The organism is Grimontia kaedaensis, from assembly GCF_023746615.1.
Taxonomy (GTDB): domain Bacteria; phylum Pseudomonadota; class Gammaproteobacteria; order Enterobacterales; family Vibrionaceae; genus Enterovibrio; species Enterovibrio kaedaensis.
In genome coordinates this window covers 2093828-2112119 of sequence record NZ_CP082275.1, presented here as the reverse complement: position 1 = coordinate 2112119, position 18292 = coordinate 2093828, and the positions used below count along the sequence as shown (strand labels likewise).

At 45.0% G+C, this 18292-nt stretch carries 22 protein-coding genes and 1 pseudogene; 20 read left to right on the top strand and 3 right to left on the bottom strand.

What is annotated here, in order from left to right; all coding sequences use genetic code 11:
- Window positions 1–3 precede the first annotated feature (3 nt).
- The 5 genes from ligA (at window position 4) to K6Q96_RS09555 (ending at window position 3774) form a co-directional block, all read left to right on the top strand.
- Window positions 4–441 carry a protocatechuate 4,5-dioxygenase subunit alpha gene (gene ligA, locus K6Q96_RS09575; protein ID WP_251875291.1) on the top strand — a complete coding sequence of 146 codons (438 nt, stop codon included), beginning with the start codon at window positions 4–6 and terminating at the stop codon, window positions 439–441.
- Window positions 434–1312, top strand: a complete 879-nt coding sequence (locus K6Q96_RS09570; protein WP_251875289.1) for a class III extradiol dioxygenase subunit beta — start codon at window positions 434–436, stop codon at window positions 1310–1312. Before ligA ends, K6Q96_RS09570 begins: the two co-directional genes overlap by 8 nt.
- A 3-nt stretch (window positions 1313–1315) precedes the next feature.
- Complete coding sequence (locus K6Q96_RS09565) at window positions 1316–2260, top strand: Gfo/Idh/MocA family oxidoreductase (protein WP_251875287.1); 945 nt, start codon at window positions 1316–1318, stop codon at window positions 2258–2260.
- 45 nt (window positions 2261–2305) lie between these two features.
- On the top strand, window positions 2306–3316 hold the full coding sequence (locus K6Q96_RS09560; RefSeq protein ID WP_251875285.1) for an aldo/keto reductase: 1011 nt from the start codon (window positions 2306–2308) through the stop codon (window positions 3314–3316).
- A gap of 119 nt (window positions 3317–3435) precedes the next feature.
- Window positions 3436–3774 (top strand): hypothetical protein, encoded by a 339-nt coding sequence (locus K6Q96_RS09555; protein WP_251875283.1) that lies wholly within the window; start codon window positions 3436–3438, stop codon window positions 3772–3774.
- Window positions 3775–3837: 63 nt separating this feature from the next.
- Here the strand turns inward: K6Q96_RS09555 and modF are convergent, their stop codons facing one another.
- Complete coding sequence (gene modF / locus K6Q96_RS09550; protein WP_251875281.1) at window positions 3838–5289, bottom strand: molybdate ABC transporter ATP-binding protein ModF; 1452 nt, start codon at window positions 5287–5289, stop codon at window positions 3838–3840.
- Between the two features lie 178 nt (window positions 5290–5467).
- Window positions 5468–5653 carry a hypothetical protein gene (locus K6Q96_RS09545; protein ID WP_251875279.1) on the bottom strand — a complete coding sequence of 62 codons (186 nt, stop codon included), beginning with the start codon at window positions 5651–5653 and terminating at the stop codon, window positions 5468–5470.
- Window positions 5654–6597: 944 nt separating this feature from the next.
- Here K6Q96_RS09545 and K6Q96_RS09540 point away from each other — a divergent pair.
- The 9 genes from K6Q96_RS09540 (at window position 6598) to K6Q96_RS09495 (ending at window position 12487) form a co-directional block, all read left to right on the top strand.
- On the top strand, window positions 6598–6936 hold the full coding sequence (locus tag K6Q96_RS09540; protein ID WP_251875277.1) for a hypothetical protein: 339 nt from the start codon (window positions 6598–6600) through the stop codon (window positions 6934–6936).
- A 133-nt stretch (window positions 6937–7069) separates the two neighbouring features.
- On the top strand, window positions 7070–7339 hold the full coding sequence (locus K6Q96_RS09535; protein ID WP_251875275.1) for a hypothetical protein: 270 nt from the start codon (window positions 7070–7072) through the stop codon (window positions 7337–7339).
- Window positions 7340–7491: 152 nt separating this feature from the next.
- On the top strand, window positions 7492–7977 hold the full coding sequence (locus tag K6Q96_RS09530; RefSeq protein WP_181136667.1) for a GNAT family N-acetyltransferase: 486 nt from the start codon (window positions 7492–7494) through the stop codon (window positions 7975–7977).
- Between the two features lie 74 nt (window positions 7978–8051).
- A protein-coding gene (locus tag K6Q96_RS09525; protein ID WP_251875273.1) for an IS3 family transposase occupies window positions 8052–9226 on the top strand; the annotation gives its coding sequence in 2 pieces (ribosomal slippage) (window positions 8052–8340 and window positions 8340–9226; 1176 coding nt in all).
- 147 nt (window positions 9227–9373) lie between these two features.
- A complete protein-coding gene (locus K6Q96_RS09520; protein ID WP_251875271.1) occupies window positions 9374–9820 on the top strand; it encodes a hypothetical protein in 447 nt (148 codons plus the stop codon).
- 112 nt (window positions 9821–9932) lie between these two features.
- Window positions 9933–10148, top strand: coding sequence for a DUF6434 domain-containing protein (locus tag K6Q96_RS09515; protein ID WP_038891727.1), 216 nt, complete (start codon window positions 9933–9935; stop codon window positions 10146–10148).
- A 207-nt stretch (window positions 10149–10355) separates the two neighbouring features.
- Window positions 10356–10916 carry a histidine phosphatase family protein gene (locus tag K6Q96_RS09505; RefSeq protein WP_251875269.1) on the top strand — a complete coding sequence of 187 codons (561 nt, stop codon included), beginning with the start codon at window positions 10356–10358 and terminating at the stop codon, window positions 10914–10916.
- Between the two features lie 113 nt (window positions 10917–11029).
- The gene (locus K6Q96_RS09500) at window positions 11030–11635 is read left to right on the top strand and encodes a tetratricopeptide repeat protein (protein ID WP_251875267.1); all 606 of its coding nucleotides are present in this window, start codon (window positions 11030–11032) and stop codon (window positions 11633–11635) included.
- 297 nt (window positions 11636–11932) lie between these two features.
- Window positions 11933–12487: a nucleoside/nucleotide kinase family protein gene (locus tag K6Q96_RS09495; protein ID WP_251875265.1), complete on the top strand. Its 555-nt coding sequence runs from the start codon at window positions 11933–11935 to the stop codon at window positions 12485–12487.
- 626 nt (window positions 12488–13113) lie between these two features.
- Here K6Q96_RS09495 and K6Q96_RS25040 read toward each other — a convergent pair.
- The gene (locus K6Q96_RS25040) at window positions 13114–13203 is read right to left on the bottom strand and encodes a hypothetical protein (RefSeq protein ID WP_491899749.1); all 90 of its coding nucleotides are present in this window, start codon (window positions 13201–13203) and stop codon (window positions 13114–13116) included.
- Window positions 13204–13655: 452 nt separating this feature from the next.
- On the opposite strand from K6Q96_RS25040, the gene K6Q96_RS09490 reads away from it, so the two are divergent.
- From K6Q96_RS09490 to K6Q96_RS09465, 6 genes and pseudogenes are all read left to right on the top strand, one after another.
- On the top strand, window positions 13656–14033 hold the full coding sequence (locus K6Q96_RS09490; RefSeq protein ID WP_251875263.1) for a VOC family protein: 378 nt from the start codon (window positions 13656–13658) through the stop codon (window positions 14031–14033).
- A gap of 142 nt (window positions 14034–14175) precedes the next feature.
- Window positions 14176–14497 (top strand): annotated as a pseudogene (locus K6Q96_RS09485) (tRNA-binding protein).
- 247 nt (window positions 14498–14744) lie between these two features.
- Window positions 14745–15197 carry a Fur family transcriptional regulator gene (locus tag K6Q96_RS09480; protein WP_251875261.1) on the top strand — a complete coding sequence of 151 codons (453 nt, stop codon included), beginning with the start codon at window positions 14745–14747 and terminating at the stop codon, window positions 15195–15197.
- Between the two features lie 105 nt (window positions 15198–15302).
- Window positions 15303–16637 (top strand): dihydroorotase, encoded by a 1335-nt coding sequence (locus K6Q96_RS09475; RefSeq protein WP_251875259.1) that lies wholly within the window; start codon window positions 15303–15305, stop codon window positions 16635–16637.
- A gap of 44 nt (window positions 16638–16681) precedes the next feature.
- Entirely contained in the window at window positions 16682–17242 is a 561-nt protein-coding gene (locus tag K6Q96_RS09470; RefSeq protein ID WP_046303277.1) for an LbetaH domain-containing protein, read from the top strand.
- Window positions 17232–18239, top strand: coding sequence for a CobW family GTP-binding protein (locus tag K6Q96_RS09465; protein ID WP_251875257.1), 1008 nt, complete (start codon window positions 17232–17234; stop codon window positions 18237–18239). Before K6Q96_RS09470 ends, K6Q96_RS09465 begins: the two co-directional genes overlap by 11 nt.
- The last annotated feature ends 53 nt before the right edge of the window (window positions 18240–18292 follow it).

The following is an 18292-nucleotide window of genomic DNA, read 5'->3' as shown; positions in this document are numbered from 1 at the left end:
GTAATGCGTGAACACAGAGACTACGACGACATTCCAGGCACCTACGTTTTCGATGGTGAGAAGTCGAGAGCAGGGTATCACCTAAACATGTTTTGCATGTCGCTGAACAAGGGTGAGAACCGCGACCAGTTCCGCGAGAGCGAAGAAGCGTATATCGACAAGTTTCCAATGACAGCTGAGCAGCGTGAAGCGATATTAAAGCGCGATTGGCTGGGCATGCTGCGTCTTGGCGGCAACATTTACTACACCTTCAAAATTGCGATTTTTGATGGCATGACCATGCAACATGCCGGCGCGGCGATGTCTGGCAATGGCATGACCTTCGAAGACTTTAAGCAGATGATGCTGAATGGCGGTCGTCCGATTGAAGGCAACCGCAGCAAAGCGGAATGGGCGGAGTATTACGCCAAGCCGGAGAACAAGGAGCAGTACGATGGGTAAGATTGTTGGCGGCATAGGGACTTCGCATATCCCATCAATAGGCGCAGCCATGGATAACGGCACCATGGTGGGTGAATACTGGCAGCGTTTCGTGAACGGGATTCAGCCAGTGCGTGATTGGATGGAAGAGGTAAAGCCAGACGTTTGCCTGATTGTTTACAACGATCATGCGTCGGCATTTTCGCTGGAATCTATTGCTACCTTTTCTATCGGTGTTGCACCACAGTTTAACCCTGCGGATGAAGGCTATGGCCCGCGTCAGGTGCCTGTTTGCGAAGGTAACAGCGAGCTGGCCTGGCATATCGCTGAATCACTAATTTTGGATGAGTTCGATATGACCATTGTGAATGAAATGGATGTCGATCACGGCCTCACTGTTCCACTTTCTGTGGTTTACGGGCGACCAAAAGCATGGCCTTGTCAGGTGATTCCGCTGGCGGTCAACGTGGTTCAGTATCCCCAGCCAACCGGAAACCGTTGTTACAACCTCGGTAAAGCGATCCGCAAAGCGGTTGAAAGTTTCCCAGCGGAGACCAGAGTCGCCATCTTCGGCACTGGTGGTTTATCTCACCAATTGCAGGGCGAGCGTGCTGGTTTGATCAACGTCGAATACGACTGTAACTGGCTTGATCTGATGGTGAATGAGCCGGAAGCAGCGAAGAAGGTTTCCCATACCGAATACCTGCGCGAAACGGGATCTGAAGGTATTGAGGCGATTATGTGGCTGGTGATGCGCGGCGCGCTCGATGACAAGGTAGATGAAGTTTACCGATTCACCCATGCTCCGGTCTCAAACTCGCATTATGGTTTGACGATTTTAGAGAATGCGAGTGACAGGGTCACGGAAGGTAAAAGAACTTTTAAGGAATAGACAATGAAAATCATTATGGTGGGTGAAGGTGCTTTCGGTCACAAGCACTTGGATGCGCTAAAGAACATTGAAGATGTGGAGGTAGTGTCGATTGCTGGTGGTGTAGAAGAAAGCACCAAGGCAACGGCTGAAAAATATGGGATCGCGCACTGGACATTGGACTTACAGGAAGCGTTGGCTCAACCGGACGTTGAAGCGGCAATTATTACGTCGCCGACACCTATTCACGCCAGACAAGCCATCGAAGTGATGAAAGCGGGCAAACACGTCATGGTAGAAATCCCGATGGCGGATTCTCTGGCTGATGCTCAAGCTGTGTGTGATGTTCAGAAAGAAACTGGATTGGTTGCTATGGCAGGTCATACGCGCCGTTTCAACCCAAGCCACCAATACCTGAACAAAAAGTTCCGTGCGGGTGAACTGAGCATCCAACAAATGGATGTGCAGACCTACTTCTTCCGCCGTAAAAACCTCAATGCTTTGGGTCAGCCACGTAGCTGGACCGATCATCTGCTCTGGCACCACGCCTGCCACACGGTTGACTTGTTCGCATATCAAACCGGCGAAGAGATTGTGGACGTGATGGCCATGCAAGGACCAAAACACACAGAGCTTGGTATCGCCATGGACATGAGTATCGGCATGAAAACCACGTCTGGCGCGCTTTGTACTCTGTCGCTGTCGTTTAATAACGATGGCCCATTGGGTACTTTCTTCCGCTATATCTGCGATAACGGCACTTATATTGCCCGTTATGACGACCTGGTAGACGGTAAAGAGAACCCGATTGATGTCAGCAAAGTCGATGTATCAATGAACGGTATCGAATTGCAGGATCGCGAGTTCATCGCTGCTATCCGCGAAGGCCGCGAGCCGAATGCCAGTGTGAATCAAGCATTGATTGCCATGAAGGTGCTGGATCGCATCGAAAAAGCTTTGGGTGAGTAACTCAAGCGATTACACAAAGAATAAGAAGTAGAAGGAATGACACCTATGGAAAAGCGCAACATTGGCTCACTGGCGGTATCGCCGATTGGACTTGGCTGTATGAGCATGTCTCACGGCTATGGCCCAAGCGACGAGCCGACCTCCATCCAGTTACTCAATGAAGCGCTCGACGCAGGTTATGATTTCCTCGATACCGCCACCATGTATGGCGGCGGTAAAAACGAAGAACTGATCGCCAAGGCAGTGAAACATCGTCGTAGCGAATATGTTCTTGCTAGCAAATGCGCGCTTTTTAAGAAAGACGGAAAACCCACCATTGATGGCAGACCGGAGACCATTCGTTCTCAGTGTGAGTCCAGCCTAAAGCGATTGGAAACCGATGTTATTGACCTGTACTACTTGCATCGACTCGATCCGAAAGTGCCCATAGAAGAGAGTGTCGGTGCCTTGGCAGAACTGGTCAGGGAAGGGAAGATCCGCGAAATCGGGCTGTCTGAAGTATCCAGCGATACATTACGACGCGCACATTCGATCCACCCCATTGCGGCCGTGCAGTCGGAATATTCGCTTTGGACAAGATTGCCTGAACTTAAAATGCTCGATGTTTGCGAAAAACTCGGCACCACTTTTGTGCCATTCTCGCCGCTCGGTCGTCAATTCCTGACGGGGAAAGCCCAAGAAGCCTCGTTGTTGACCGACGGCGATATTCGCACCAATAACGCAAGGCCAAGGTTTGACGCCGATGCTTTTGCAAAAAATAGCGAATTGCTAAAACCACTGGAAGATGTCGCCAAGGAGCTGAACTGTTCACTGGCACAACTCGCGCTGGCATGGGTGATTCATCAGCCCAATCGTCAGGGCAAAAAATCGTTAGTCCCGATCCCTGGTACCAAACACATCGAGTACATGCGGGAAAATATTGGCGCCCTCAACGTCAATATGACACCGGATGTTGTCTCGCACCTTTCTACGCTAATCCATGATGACCTCGTAATGGGAGAGCGTTATAGCGAAGGTCAGATGAAAGTGATGGATTCGGAACGAGATCGGGATTAACACCTAACTATCAATCCCAAACTATCCGTTTGCTCAGAGATAATCGTCATACTTCTCTGGGCTTTTTTGTGTCTGCTGGTCTAGGATAAATGATAAATATAACAATAAGGACCATATCTATGGGAAGCGCAGCAGCAGTGCCAGAAGAGATGAAATTGAATGTGATTTGTCGTTTAGAACCTGGCTGCTTAGGACCACAAGGTGCGAGCAAAATCGACGATTTCTGCCAATATATTCTGGATGAGATGAATGCCTTAAATACAGGTTTTATCTCCCTTGCCGTGGTACCAAGAAACGACAAATCCTTGCCGGAAATGCAGTTCAATATGTCAGGAAGAAAGCTGACCCGAGATCAGGCTGGTAAATACCTGCAAAAGTTCGAAAAGAGCCTGGACGACTTTGAAGGCGAACTGGAAGGGAAACTGGAAGTGCTGATTGATAAGTTTATGGGCTATTGAAGTAGATAAACGGATATACCCAAACAACCCGATTTGAAAAATAAGCCGCTGATGCGGCCTTTTTTATCTTTGTTCTAATTTGGCTTGGTAGCACTGAGCGTTGTCGTCGTAAACAAACGTCAGTGTGTTTTTGATGCTTTCCAGCTCATCATCCTGATAGTGCGAAACGTACAGAAGTTGGCTCAGATTTTCCCGTGCTATCAACTCCAAGGTATTCTTCATCAGGCGTCGTCCTAAATAGTCCAAGCCCTGATAGGGTTCATCCAGAATAAGCAAAGTAGGTTGCTTTACAATTGCGCGAGCAATCAGCAACAGCCGTTGTTGTCCGTATTCTAATTTTCGGAAAGGCGTTTTGGCATATTGACTCATATGAAGAATGTCGAGCCATTCATGGGCGATAGTACGCTCCTGAATGCTAGGTTGGGAATACAAGCCAATGGAGTCATAAAAACCGGAAAGAATGACGTCCAACGCCGAGCAGCTAACGCGATATTGCAGGTGAAGGGCAGAAGAAACCATGCCAATATGCTTTTTAATCTCCCACACCGTTTCGCCTGAGCCACGCTTTTTGCCGAAGATGTGAATGTCGTTACTATAGCATTGTGGATGATCGCCAAAGATCATTCCAAGGATAGTGCTTTTTCCGCATCCATTTGGGCCTTTAACTTGCCAATGCTCGCCTTTATCAATGCGCCAGTTCACGCCGGTGAAAATGGTTTTCTCTGTGTATTCAACTTTGCCATCTATTAATTCGAAAATCGGGTTTTCAAATTGTGTGGCGTGCTGATAACGACGGATAAGCGTCATCATCTCTTCACTTTGTTGTTCAGACTGCGCGGCGATTTGCTGGATAATGGGGTGGTTGTCCCATCCTGTTTTATCTATCAGTTCAACCATCTTCCCACGCTCAAACATGGCGACATGGTCAACCCAATCGGGAAGGTCTTCTTCCCGCGCAAAGACCACCATCATCTGAACAGAGTCAGAGAGCTTGTCTAAATAGTCAGCAAGTGATTGACGGTGGGCAACATCCAGGCCGGTAAAAGGGTTGTCCAGCACCACAAAGTCAGGCTTTTCTGCCAATGCGCGGGCCAACATCACACGCCTGGTTTCACCAGTAGAAAGCACGCGAAAGCCACTCTCTTTGAGATGAACGAGATCGAGATCTTCAATCAATTGATGGGTCAGTGCCGCGTCTTCGCATTGGTCGAAAATCAGGTCATAGACGCTGGTGCCGGTATCTATACGGTCAAGAAAGTCAGTGTCATCTTTGGCCCGTTCTTCCTCTAATAGTTTTTGCTGTTCGACTAGCGAAACCTGCGCAATTTTTCCATCGCTGATTTCCAGCTCGCCACCGAATTCGATGGTTCCGCACAACACGCCACCCAGAAGAGAGCCAATATCACCTTCCGTGCTGAATACCGCCCAAGACTCGTGGTTGGCAATCGTCCAGTTCTCGATTTGAAGCGTAGACGTTGAGCTTTGTGAGATGAGCTGCTTGAAGTTGATATCCATATCGTTGTGTTATTGGTTGTTTTGTCAGCAAGTAGGGGAGTTATAGCAAGTTTATAAATCACTGTAAGTATTTAATGTGTTGAACTTAAAAAATTTGTTCTTCGCGTTTCCTCTAAATGGGGCACTGGCTGAATTTCTTATTCAACTTTTCAACCTGTTTAGTGGGTGGGCTATCAACTTATCTACCTGGGCCCTCCAGCTCATTCAACCTGGCTTCATGACCAAGTATGGCATCAGCCTGTTCGGCAAGTGTATTGAGCTTCTTCAATGCGCCATGCAGCATCAAATCCAATGTATCTATGTTCTTTGCACGGCGGAAGAAGATGAGCCAGTCAGTGCGGCTCTTAGGTGTTGTGGTTGTCATGGTTATCTCTGAAAAGGAAAGTGCTTTTATTCTAGCAGTTGTTGGTGCTGAAAGGTTGAGATGTTAAATTTAGAAACAGAATTAAAATGACGAGCCCTAATCACTTAAGCCGGATGAGAAATCAAAGCAATGGAATTCTTTGGGTTTTTTTCTTGTATTTATAGTAATGGCATTTTTCGTCTTTGCGGCCATTAATTCGGTCAAATTCTTGTACGGCCTGACTAAACTTCAATTCAAAATTAGAAACCTATTCCTAATCTTCGTCATCATAGCTGTGAAACTTGTTATCGATAACAACGCAGAGCTACTTCACTTGGAAGTGATATAACCTACTAGTAACGCTGGGATACCAAAAGTTTGAACAGCGATCGATAACTAAGAGAAGCCGACCCTCTCATTTTGCAGGCACCTCATATATTTGAACAAAATCTCCCCACTCAACTCTCCATGCGATCAAAATTAAGTTTCGATTTATGCACCTTGTAGTGCATTGTCGCCAAAAGTTTTAGACAGTAATGGCGTGTTGCGTGTTGCGTGTTGCGTGCTGAGAAGCTAAGGGCGGTAGCGTTAGTCGTTTTTGCCCCAAAGTAAGTTAGCGCTTCGACCATCCGACCGCTCAAATCATCTCACAAAGTCTAAATTTTTCTTTTGCATTTCATCTGTATAAATACACAGTGAGATGGATATAGTAAAAATGAGCTGGTTTTTAGTACGGGACGCCCGTTTTCTCCCATTCAAGTTGCAACCATAAAACTCAACTCACTAATTTTACGCGGCTATATGGTAAGCTGGCACAAGTGTAAGCGGACTAATCGGGCGTCCCGGGTTTGCACTAAACGGGCAAGTTGCCCGCTAATAAGCTGTTATGTTCAAGGTGAAAAATGAGGAGAAAACGGCTCAATCATTACGTTGATGTAATTCCCAAGATATTCGCTGGATGGAGAATGGGCGATGATCTTGAAGCACTTTCTGAGCTACCAAATGGTGTTATCGACATTGACATCCTAAAAGGTTCTGCGACTCACTCATTAGTTGGGAACATTGAGCTATGGATTGCTGTAGAGATTTCTCAGTGGCTAAAAGAAAGCGCAGCCAGAGACAACATCGATTTGTCACATTTGACCGAAGCCTACCTCACTGTAAAAATCGACACTGACAAAGTAAAAAGTCATAAAAACAAAGTGGTAATGTTCCATTTTGATTTGTCATCGAGAATAGTGACGAGCAGCAAAGTATATGCAAGTACCGTTACAGAAATGACTAGGTGGCATAGTAGGCATTGAACATAACAAGAGCATGAACGAGGGACGTTTACTCGTGGCGCATTTTTCATAGAAATACTGTGATTTAGGTGTTTCAATCAGTTTGGGCTAGTAAACGCCCGTTATGCTGACGTTATGTTACTGAGGAGAGATTGTGGGCTTAGCTCAAACATTCGAATTTGAATATCAAAGCACAGAAGAAATTCAATCATTTATTAATAATCTTAATAAAACAGTAAGGCTTCAATTTGAAAAGGATCTTTGGACAGTTTCAGAGTTTGAAGGCTGCAAAATGATGTTTGAAATCAGAATTGTTAGTAAAGGGTTGTATTGCCATCGCTCTGGGGATTACTTTAGTTTTCTTGGTTATTTTCTAGAGCAACTCTCCGGCGTTTTCGGTGCAGTAACAATTGAAGATGTTTAATGATACGTAACATAACAAAGGCAATTAACGTGGACGCTTTCTCAATGCAGCAGCTTTTGAAAGTGTTGTGAATACCAAGGATTAAAGCAGTTTTGGGCGGTTTGGTAAGCGCCCGTTACTGCAACGTTAGCCGACAACCGGAAACTTGAGTTATGGAGAACAAAGTGAACGTAAGGAAAGCGATCAAGGAAGACTCCAGTAAGTTGCTAGAACTTATTGGACACAAAGCTGAGTTTGACCGAAGTATGAAAGGATTCGACGGTGAAATCTCCACGACGAAAGAAAAGATAGAACGAACCTTATTTGGTGACTATCCGTTTGCCCACGCTTTGCTATTGGAAGTCGATGGTGAAGTTCAGGGTTTCGCCTTGTTTCATTATCGTTATTCATCCTTTCGCGGTGAACCGTCTATTTGGCTTGATGATCTTCTAGTTGTTAGTAATCATCGGTCAAAGGGATACGGTGCAGAACTTATGCATGCTTTGAAAACGGAAGCTCAAAAGTCATTAACTTCTCATATTTCTTGGACAGCTAGTCCACATAACACCAAAGCACACGAGTTTTACAAAAAGTTAGGCGCAGAAGTTGAACGGATGGATGGTCAGCGTCCGTATTTCCGTTGGGCAATGTACGGCTAACAATAAATTTAAGAGTGATTCTGAACCTCCCCCGATTTAGTGGACACACATTTCAGTCCATAGAGGGGGGCCTTATGCCAGCCTACAAATCAGGAAAAAAGACAGCGGAATATTCACTAGACTTTAAACGTAAAGCGGTGGAGTGGAGCTTTCAAAGTCACCGCACAGTCAAGTCAGTTGCAGAAGCATTAGATATCCATCCGTTTATGCTTTCGAAGTGGCGACGGGCTTACCTAGATGGAGTGTTTGGTATGCCTAAAGTCCCTCCAAAATCGCAGAATAAGCCAAAATCACAAGACGAAATATCTGCATTAAAACAGCGTATTGCAGAGCTTGAAGAGGAAAATGACATCCTAAAGAAGTGGCAACGATTTCAAGCAGAACAAAGGCGCAAGCCTTCCGATTCATAAAAGCGTTCACTGGTGTGTATTCTGTGAAGTTAATGTGCCTGCACCTTAGGGTGTCACGTAGTGGCTACTACGCGTGGTTGCAACGTGGTGTATCTAAGCATGCACAGATAGACAAGGTGCTGGGCGAAAGAATAGCGCTTTTGCACAAACGTAGTGAAGGCAGATATGGTAGCCCGAAAATACACGAAGCGTTGAAGCAGGAAGGCGTCAGAGTGGGTAAGAAACGCGTAGCTCGCCTGATGAAAGAGGCCGGATTAAAGACACGCGTTGACAGAGTCTATCGCCGTCGAAACAAAAGTAGAGCGTTCTTCAAAGGGCTCAAAAATCGTCGTAGAGAGTTGTCTAAGCCCTTAAAAATTAACCAGCAATGGTCGTCGGACGTGACCTACATTCGAGTCGGCAACAAGTGGGGATACTTAGCCGTTGTCATCGATTTATGTTCGCGGAAAATTGTGGGTTGGGCTTTAAGTCATCGACTAGACACGGACTTGACCATGCTCGCAATCACGAAGGCGGTGAGAGCTAGGAAGCCTAAGCAAGGGTTATTATTCCATACAGATAGAGGTCGTGAATATTGCGCGGATCGAGTACGTCATTACCTGAGCAGTATCGGTGCAATGCAAAGTATGAATCGTCCTGGTCATTGCACAGATAACGCGGAAGTGGAGTCCTTCTTCAAAACGCTGAAAGGCGAATTAATTAAGGATGCGTTTATTGGAAGTTTGGTGCAGCTTGAAGAGAAACTCCGGCGATACATTGATTACTTTTACAACCGAACACGACTCCATGGGAGTATCGGTTATGTATCTCCAATAGCGTTTGAGAAACAACAGATTTAGGTAATTAGGTGTCCGCTTAATCGGGGGAACATCACTCACAACGCTTGGTGCTTTCACTTCAAGCCAGTTTAGTGTTTATGGCACAATGGTTTAGCTAAGGTGTTAGCGTTGTTCACACCTTAATTTGGCGTTAGGGCGCGATACGACATGGAATATTCCACTGCCATAAACTCTGTCAGAAGAAAGCTAGACTCTGAATTAGATAATCTCGTGTCTGTGCTGAATTCGATTTTTGAACATGGTATCCCTGAAACTGCAGACAAGATCGTAATATGGATTCCGTTGGGCCATAGATACAGTCTGAATTTCAGTTATATGACTAATGATGCCAATGAAACTGATCATGAGTTTCCCCAGACTAAGGAATTGAATCCGTTATTGGATGATATTCTTAGCGATTACACAGATTCAGAACATCTCGATGAGATTTCAAAGCTCACCGATCTTGAGGTTGCAGCTTGGTTACGAAAAGGTCTTCAATCGTCATCGTTTAGAGATGTAGAATTACACAAGGTTATGGCCATAAATAATGTGTGCGCTTATTTTGATCTGGCGACTTTAGAGTATCTAGAAGATGATGAAATGTGGGATTAGCCCTAACAAGGTCAGGCAGTCGACAGCCAAAGTTGTCATGCTTTTGTTCCAAAAGCCCGCCAACTTTGTCTGCAACTGCTAACGACGTTATACAAAAGGAGATTTCAAAACCATGGATAAGGTTGATTGGCATAAAAATCATATTGATGACAGCACCATAATTACAGATAGCTATAAAACGACTCAGAATGTTCGCAGATATTTCAAATCAAAGTTTGGCGAAAATTTTAAGTTTGATCGTGATTTCATGAATTGGATTAACAATGCCATAGGTTTGACAATGGGGGATGCCTCAGAAGAATGGGCTAAACGACAGAAATCAAAGTAATTGATATTAAAGTACATTCACTAGGATTTAGTGGGTAGCCTACGCGCTGTAGGTTTTTGTATAACAAATTGTTCAAGAGGGATTCGCAACGCGTGGCATTTTTACTATGCGTTGGTTTTAGTGATTAGGGTGGTATGTGGCAGCATCGGTATTGCGTTGCTCACCCCTTAACAAGGCGTTATGTTTATCCACGGTAAAGGAGGCTTGGTGAGAATTACATTGGTTAGACATGGGAGGCCTGTCGCAAGCTCAAACCCTAGAGTTAAGGCTGTTGGTTTCGCTAAGTGGGTTCGAGCCTACAATCGATCGTTTGTTTGCCCAGACAGCCTTCCACCCCAAGAACTAAACGAAAAACTCCATAACAGCTATACATTTTCTAGTGACCTGAATCGCTCCCTACACTCAGCAGAAATATGTTTGGGGAAGAGAGCGGATCTAGTTTTAGGTGACTTGAGAGAAATGGATATTCCTAGACTAAAGCTACCGTTTTCGATGTCAGTTAATAATTGGTTGGTTATTGCTCGTTTGTGTTGGTTTTTAGGTATATCGGGTAAAAGTGAGTCTTATAAAACCGGCCGTAAGCGTGCTATTTCAGCGTTAGACCTAATTATTGCCAAAGCCTGTGAGCATGAAAACGTTTCTGTTTTTGGGCATGGCATTTCGAATAGGATTATTACTAAAGAGTTAAAGCGCCGAGGTTGGACTGTAGAATATGCGAGCAAAGGTTTTTGGGGACGCACTGAGCTGATAAACATAACAAACGAATGAACGAAGGATGTTTACTCATACATTTTTTCTTAGAAACTCTGTGATTCAGTAGTTTCAATCAGTTTGGGCTAGTAAACGCCCGTTATTCTAACGTTACGTGCTAAGGGAGCATCGTGTCATCTGACGATTGGTATAGAAATAAAGATTGGAACAAATCTATCGAAGAGCACTTCTACTCGAGGTTGAAACGAGCAAGAACGCAACGAGATCAGTATTTGGTAATCCAGGCTCTGACTTTGGCTGATAAGCATCCAGAGATATCCATTCGTTTGGTTAATGAATACTTCGAATCCAGAAAAGACAAATTTGAAGACGTTCGAGCGCTCTTAGCAAAAGCAAATGCATTTATCGCGCTAAATGATCTCGAAGGATGTATAGCCACCTTTAAAGAGATACTTGAAAGAGAAAAGGATTCTCCAAACTATCGAACAGGGGTGTACCTTGATTATCCATATTTGGTGGCAACTCAAAAAATAGAAAATGAGTACGCTAACGCACTAAGTGTATTGCATGAGCATCTTGATAGGCTTACGTTTCCACTTGACCATTATAAGTGGCATGCGTCTAAAGCTTTAATCAATAACGATGGCTCAGAAGCACAAAAGGCACTTGAAGCGGCCAAAGTTAAGAGGTCTGGATTTCTTTTTCATCAAGATGTCGGCTTGGTGGGTAAAGAACATGAAAAAACAATCAAACATCTGTGCAAAATCAGCACGTAACAAGTGGCTGCTAGGACTGCATTACGCTGCGCTCAATGCAGCCCCATAGCCAGGTGTTAGCCACACAAGGAGATCGAGCATTGTTCGGATTATTCAAGAGAAATGAAGACAAAATCGGAATTGAACCTCAATATATTGTGGTTACGATAAATGCTCGTATCCAGCCAATGCACAGAAGTGAGATATATGAATATCCTCTCGATGAGATTCTCTCGGAAAACTCTATCGGTGAAGTCTCTGGTGGAGGCACTCTACACGATGTTAGTTTGTAATCAGTTTCTATAACACTAGGATACTATGAATAACACAAAAGTAGTTGCGATCAGTGGAGCATCTGGCTCAGGTAAAACCACCATTGTTAAAAAACTAGCTCATGAGTTTGATTGCCCATTTTTACTTTTTGATGATCATACTGATAAAAGTTCATACCCCACAAATATGAAAAGCTGGCTAAAAAATGGAGCCAACGTTTCTCTAATTAAAACTCCAAGATTTGTCACTTCATTGGAAAACTTAATTTCAAACAATAGTAGTCGTTATATTTTTATTGAAGAGCCATTTGGTAAAGAGCGAGACTCTATGTCATCTTTAGTCGATTACGTTATTTTGTTAGATCAACCTATGGAGTTATGCTTGGCTCGTGTTATCAAAAGACATATAGACCAACCTAATATTGATTCAGCACTCTCTATTTCTAACTACTTGGATAAGTATGAGGATCACGTCAGAGAAAGTTATATATCAACAGTAAGGCAAGTAAGGAATAACTCTGATTTGGTATTTGACCAAGTGGCTTCAATTAATGATACGGCAAGTTACATTGGTAACTGGTTAAAAGTTAATGCAAACTGACAAGGCCATCAAACATCGCGTCCTGCGGGCGCTGGACTCGCAACAATTGCTCTCCATTTATGGTAGCGTTATACACAAGGGCTGATATGGATAAATTTTTCATCGCTACCGGGGGGGGCTTCTAATTTACTCAATCCTTGCAATCGTAATAGGATTGCCTCAAATTGCCGACTTCCTGCCAATTGATCTTTTTAGTTCAGAATCTAGCGGCGCTGTTTATAAAGTGGTTGCCTCCGAAGAGCCTAACAAGGCTGAAATCGCGGTCTATGTAGCAAGTGTCTTGCTAATCATAATTGGTATAGTCATGAATTATCTCGCTGAAATGAGTTAGTTTTGTATAACAAATAAGAATAAGTGTCGCGCAGCCGACACTTTATTTGGGTCTTGAACAAGCCCGTTGCTACTTTATCAAGTAAATTGCTCGGATTAGCACATTGTGGATATGCACTGGTCACTGATTAATAGACAAGCGCTGTAAATCAGTTATATAAATCTTTGTAAGACACTCAAAATCCATTCTTTGCCCAAACTCAACTTATCCGAAGTGAGTTACTACGGGTACAATTCCTAACTCAGAATTGTCCATTTCCAATTTACAGAGCCTCCCTTGAGGCGCTCCTTCAAAATTAAGCAGCGTCTTTCGTCAGCGCCGTCATCGCATCGTCATATCCCGCCCAGTTCTCAACGCCTGCCGCTTCCAATGCAGACAATGTCACATCCCGCGCTTACAGGCAGTCATAGTCGCCCTTGGCGATGCTTATCATGCCGTTATCGAGTTGCTTCTTTGTGATGGTTTGGACTTGGCCTGCTGGCATCCTCTCCTGTACTTTCGCCGCAATACTCTCAGCCTTTTCTTGTGCTCCGCGATGCGTGCTTTCACCAGTGCCGTAAAGTCATCCTTCAGCTTAAGTGCCACATCTTGCCAATCGCTGATTAGCTTGAAGAAATACAGGTGCTCGGCGGCGTAGTCGTTGGGTATCTGTGATTTCTGGCCGTCTGTTTTCAATGAAGTCATCGGGCGCCGATTTAAGGAATGCTTGTCTTATTCATCAAGGGCGGATGTCGTTCGCAGTTTTCGTCATGAAAGTCGGCTTTTTGGTCAATGACGCCAAGAAAGGATTTAGTCTGAGATGTCTACTAAAGAAAGTTTAATAAAAAGCGAGAAAACATGAACTTAAATCAAGTGACATTAGCGGTGCATGACATGGAGTCTGCGGTCACATTCTATAAAAAGCTCGGGCTCATTCAGATTGTTAGTGATGATCACTACGCACGTTTTTGCTTTCCAGAAGGTGATGCAAGCTTCTCTATCTTCCTCGATCCTGGAAAGGAAGGGGTGATAAGTCGTGGCGTGGTTTACTTTGAACATGAAAAGCTTGATGAGCTCGTCGAGCGGCTAAAAGGCGAGGGCATTGAGTTCGACCAAGAGCCAACGATGAAGCCGTATCTCTGGAAAGAAGCGGCCCTAAGAGACCCATCAGGCAACGAAATTAAACTGTATTGGGCGGGAGAGAATCGCCTGAATCCACCTTGGAAAATTGATTAAAGAAATGCTCAGGCACCACTTTTGAGATTTCCAGGTCATAAGGTTTAAAAGTCATTTCAATGGTGTAGGTTGTTCGGGTACATCAGTATTGTGAGCGCTTTGAAGACCTCCTCCAGCGCAAAACACCGTTAAGGATATCTCTATGAAACCTGCGCCGATTAAAGACGAAATCACATTTGATGACTTTGCGAAAAGTAGACATTCGAGTTGGACAAATCATCAAAGTCAGTGATGTCGCTAAATCCGACAAACTGATGAAGCTGACGGTTGATTTTGGTGACCAGACACGTTCAATCTTGGTGGGGATTAAGCAAGAGCGTGAAAACTCCAAAGAGATTGAAGGTAAACAAGCCTTGTTTGTCGTAAACCTGCCTGAGAGAAAAATGGCTGGTGAGGTGTCTCAGGGCATGCTTTTCGATATTGGTTATAAAGACAAGCCACAACCTTGCCTGGCCGGCTCATAAACCGAAACGCACAATGGTGCAAGAGCGGGTTAAACCAATAGCCAGGAACACTATCTAGAACAGGAAGCCATCATTGAGATGGCTTTTTTGTATATGCCCTCTGATTCAACACATCATTACTCTCTTCTGAAACGGCCTCTCCATGATAATCACAAGCCTATAGATAACTTGGTTGTCTCACGAGTGATATGTTATAACATAACAGTTGTGTTTATATTTCGAGCGGAAAATTCGCGGAAGGTTCACCATGACTGACTTAGACGCGCTGATAGAAACAGTCGCACAGAAATGCAAAGCAAAGGGAAAGCAACTTACCGCCAAGCGTAAGTTGGTTCTAAAAGCGCTCGTTCATTCTGAAAAATCTCTCTCTGCTTACGAGTTGGTTGATTATTGCAAATCGGAATTCGGGCAGAGCGTTCAACCGATGTCGGTATATCGCAGCCTAGACTTTCTGGAAGGCGAACATCTCGCCCACAAATTAAAAGTATCGAACAAGTTCATTGCCTGCTCTCATATCTCCTGCGATCACGAGCATGGCGTCCCTCAGTTCCTCATCTGCGCGAAGTGCGACAAGATCATAGAACAGGCCATCGACCCCAAACTCGCTTCCAGCCTGCAATCAGGTGCTCGAAAAGAAGGGTTCACAGTCGTTAGCCCCCAGCTTGAAATTACCTGTGTATGTGATGACTGCGCTAAGTGAATCTGAACCACTGAACCTTTATTGACGAGAAATCGTGTCTTCCACCCGTTCCCAACGTAGCACCATCTTTTCCATGCGTTAGTTTTAAGGAGAAATCTAAACGCCATGTCTGCAACACTGATTAAAAACGCCCGTATCGTTAACGAAGGGCGGGTTCAAGAGAGAGATTTGAGAATTGTCGGCCAGCGGATTGAGAAGATCGAATCCCATATTATCGCCGCTCCGACTGACCAGATTGTCGAGGCCAATGGCCGCTTCATTTTGCCGGGAATGATTGATGATCAGGTGCACTTCAGGGAGCCGGGTTTAACGCACAAAGGTTCTATTGCCTCTGAATCCCGTGCAGCAGTGGCTGGTGGCATCACCAGCTATATGGAAATGCCCAATGTCAGCCCGGCCACGACCACGATTGAAGCGTTAGAACGCAAGTTTGATATTGCGGCCAACAATTCCTTGGCGAATTATTCGTTTTACCTTGGTGCAACGGAAGACAACCTGGAGCAAATTAAGCGACTGAATCCAGAAACACACTGTGGTGTTAAGGTGTTTATGGGCGCGTCCACTGGCGATTTGTTGGTGGAAAACCCGACGGCATTGGAAGGCATCTTCCGTGAGTCGCCCGTGCTCATTGTCACGCATTGTGAAAGCGGGCCGGTTATCGCAAAAAACCGAGAAGCGCTTCTTCGTAAAAAGTCCGTGTTCACGATCCATGATCATCCTGTGCTGAGGGATGATGAAGCCTGCTATGCCTCTTCTTCTTATGCCGTGGATTTAGCAAAACGTCATGGTAGCCATCTTCATGTTCTGCACATCACAACCGAAAAAGAACTTTCTCTTTTCCAAACAGGGCCCATTGAGCTGAAACGCATTACCGCTGAAGCCTGCGTGCATCACCTCTGGTTCAGTGAAGAAGACTATGCGGTGCTGGGAAACTTGATTAAGTGTAACCCTGCTATCAAGAAAGCCAGCGATCGTGAAGCGCTGATTCGGGCACTTCACACCAACCAAATTGACATCATTGCCACTGACCATGCACCTCATACTTTTGAAGAAAAGCAGGTGGGCTTTGAGCAGGCTCCGGCAGGTCTACCTTTGGTGCAACATGCGCTGCTAACGCTACTTGACCACGTCAGTCACGGTCGCATCGATATTACTCAAGTGGTTGAGAAAACTGCACACAATCCCGCTATTCGTTACGGAATTAAAGATCGTGGTTTTGTTCGTGAAGGTTACTTTGCTGATTTGGTGCTGGTGGATGATAAACAAACCACTGAGGTTAGCCATGATAATGCGTTGTATCACTGTGGGTGGACGCCTTTTGCAGGTCATCGCTTTTCGTCGCAGATAGTCTGTACCTGGGTGAATGGTGGATTGGTTTATCACAATAACAAGGTACTGGAAGACGAGTCACCCGCGATGAGACTGGTGTTCGCTCGTTAATGCTCTTCGGATTCAAACAAATACTGAAGCAAGTGAGACCCCCTATGTTAAGAAAAAATCCAAATGGCGACATGCCAATCGTATCGGAAAATGCTTTTGTTGATCCCACGGCGATCATCTGCGGCAAAGTGATTATTGAAGACAACGTATTTATTGGCCCGTATGCTGTGATTCGTGCGGATGAGGTGAACGATGCGGGTGAAATGGAACCCATCCTCATCAAATGTGACACCAACATTCAGGATGGTGTGGTAATTCACTCTAAAGCAGGCGCTGCAGTAACCATTGGTGAACGCACATCGATAGCGCATCGCTCAATCATTCACGGTCCATGTGAAGTGTGTGACGATGTTTTCATTGGTTTTAATTCTGTGGTGTTTAATGCTGTTGTCGGTAAGCACTGTGTGATCCGTCATAACTGTGTTGTGGATGGTATGGATCTCCCTGAGAGTTTCCATGTACCGCCAATGACCAATATCGGTGTGGGCTTCGATCTAAACAGTATTTCTAAAGTGCCACCGGAGTATTCAGCGTTTTCTGAGTCTGTGGTTTCCGCCAATCATACCTTGGTACAGGGTTACAGGAGGATTGCTAATGAGCTCTGATAATGCAGCAATTCTGAGTGTGCCAACCAATATTATTACCGGCTTCCTTGGCGTCGGTAAAACCTCCGCCATCTTACATCTGATGAAGAACAAACCGGAGAACGAGCGTTGGGCCGTATTGGTTAATGAGTTCGGAGAGATAGGTGTTGATGGTAGCCTTTTTCAAGGGCGACACAGCGAAGGAGAAAAAGTATTTATTCAGGAAGTGCCTGGTGGCTGCATGTGCTGCGCTGCTGGTCTTCCAATGCAAATCGCGCTAAATCAATTACTGATCGAAGCCAAACCTGATCGACTGCTGATTGAGCCGACCGGCCTTGGGCACCCCAAAGAAGTCTTGGAAGTCTTATCCTCTGAGCACTATCGCGATGTTCTATCACTTCAAAAAACACTGACTTTGGTTGATGCGAGGAAACTGTCAGAGACGCGGTACACCCATCACGATACTTTTAATCAGCAGATTGCGATTGCCGACACTGTGGTGGGTAACAAGCTTGATCTCTATGCAGAAGGGGACAAAGCCTTACTGGAAGCGTATGTAAAAAAGCATGCTCATCCAGATGTGAAAGTGCTGTTTACACGTCACGGACAAATCGACTTCAAGGAATTTGAAGGAGAGACCTACATGACGCAGCCACAAGCGCATGATCACCACCATCATCATCACCACGGCAGTAAACCTCTTGCCTCAGAAGCGCCTATGCCAGAAAGCGGGGTGTTGATGGCAAAGAACGAGGGTGAAGGTTTTGAAAGCGTTGGATGGAGATTTTCACCAGACAAGGTCTTTGACAGAAAGAAACTTTCTTTGCTTCTGCATGACCTTGATGTCGAGCGAATGAAAGCCGTTTTCATCACTGATGATGGAGTGTTTGGTTACAACCTTTCCGAATCGAACATGTTGGAAATGGAGTTGGATGATTGTTTGGAAAGCCGGATTGAACTGATAGCGGAAGCGGTTGACATCAATTTCGAAGACAAGCTAATGGCTTGTTTGGATTGACCATCAGAAAACAAGCCGTCATAGACGGCTTGCTTAAAATCAGATTTGATGGA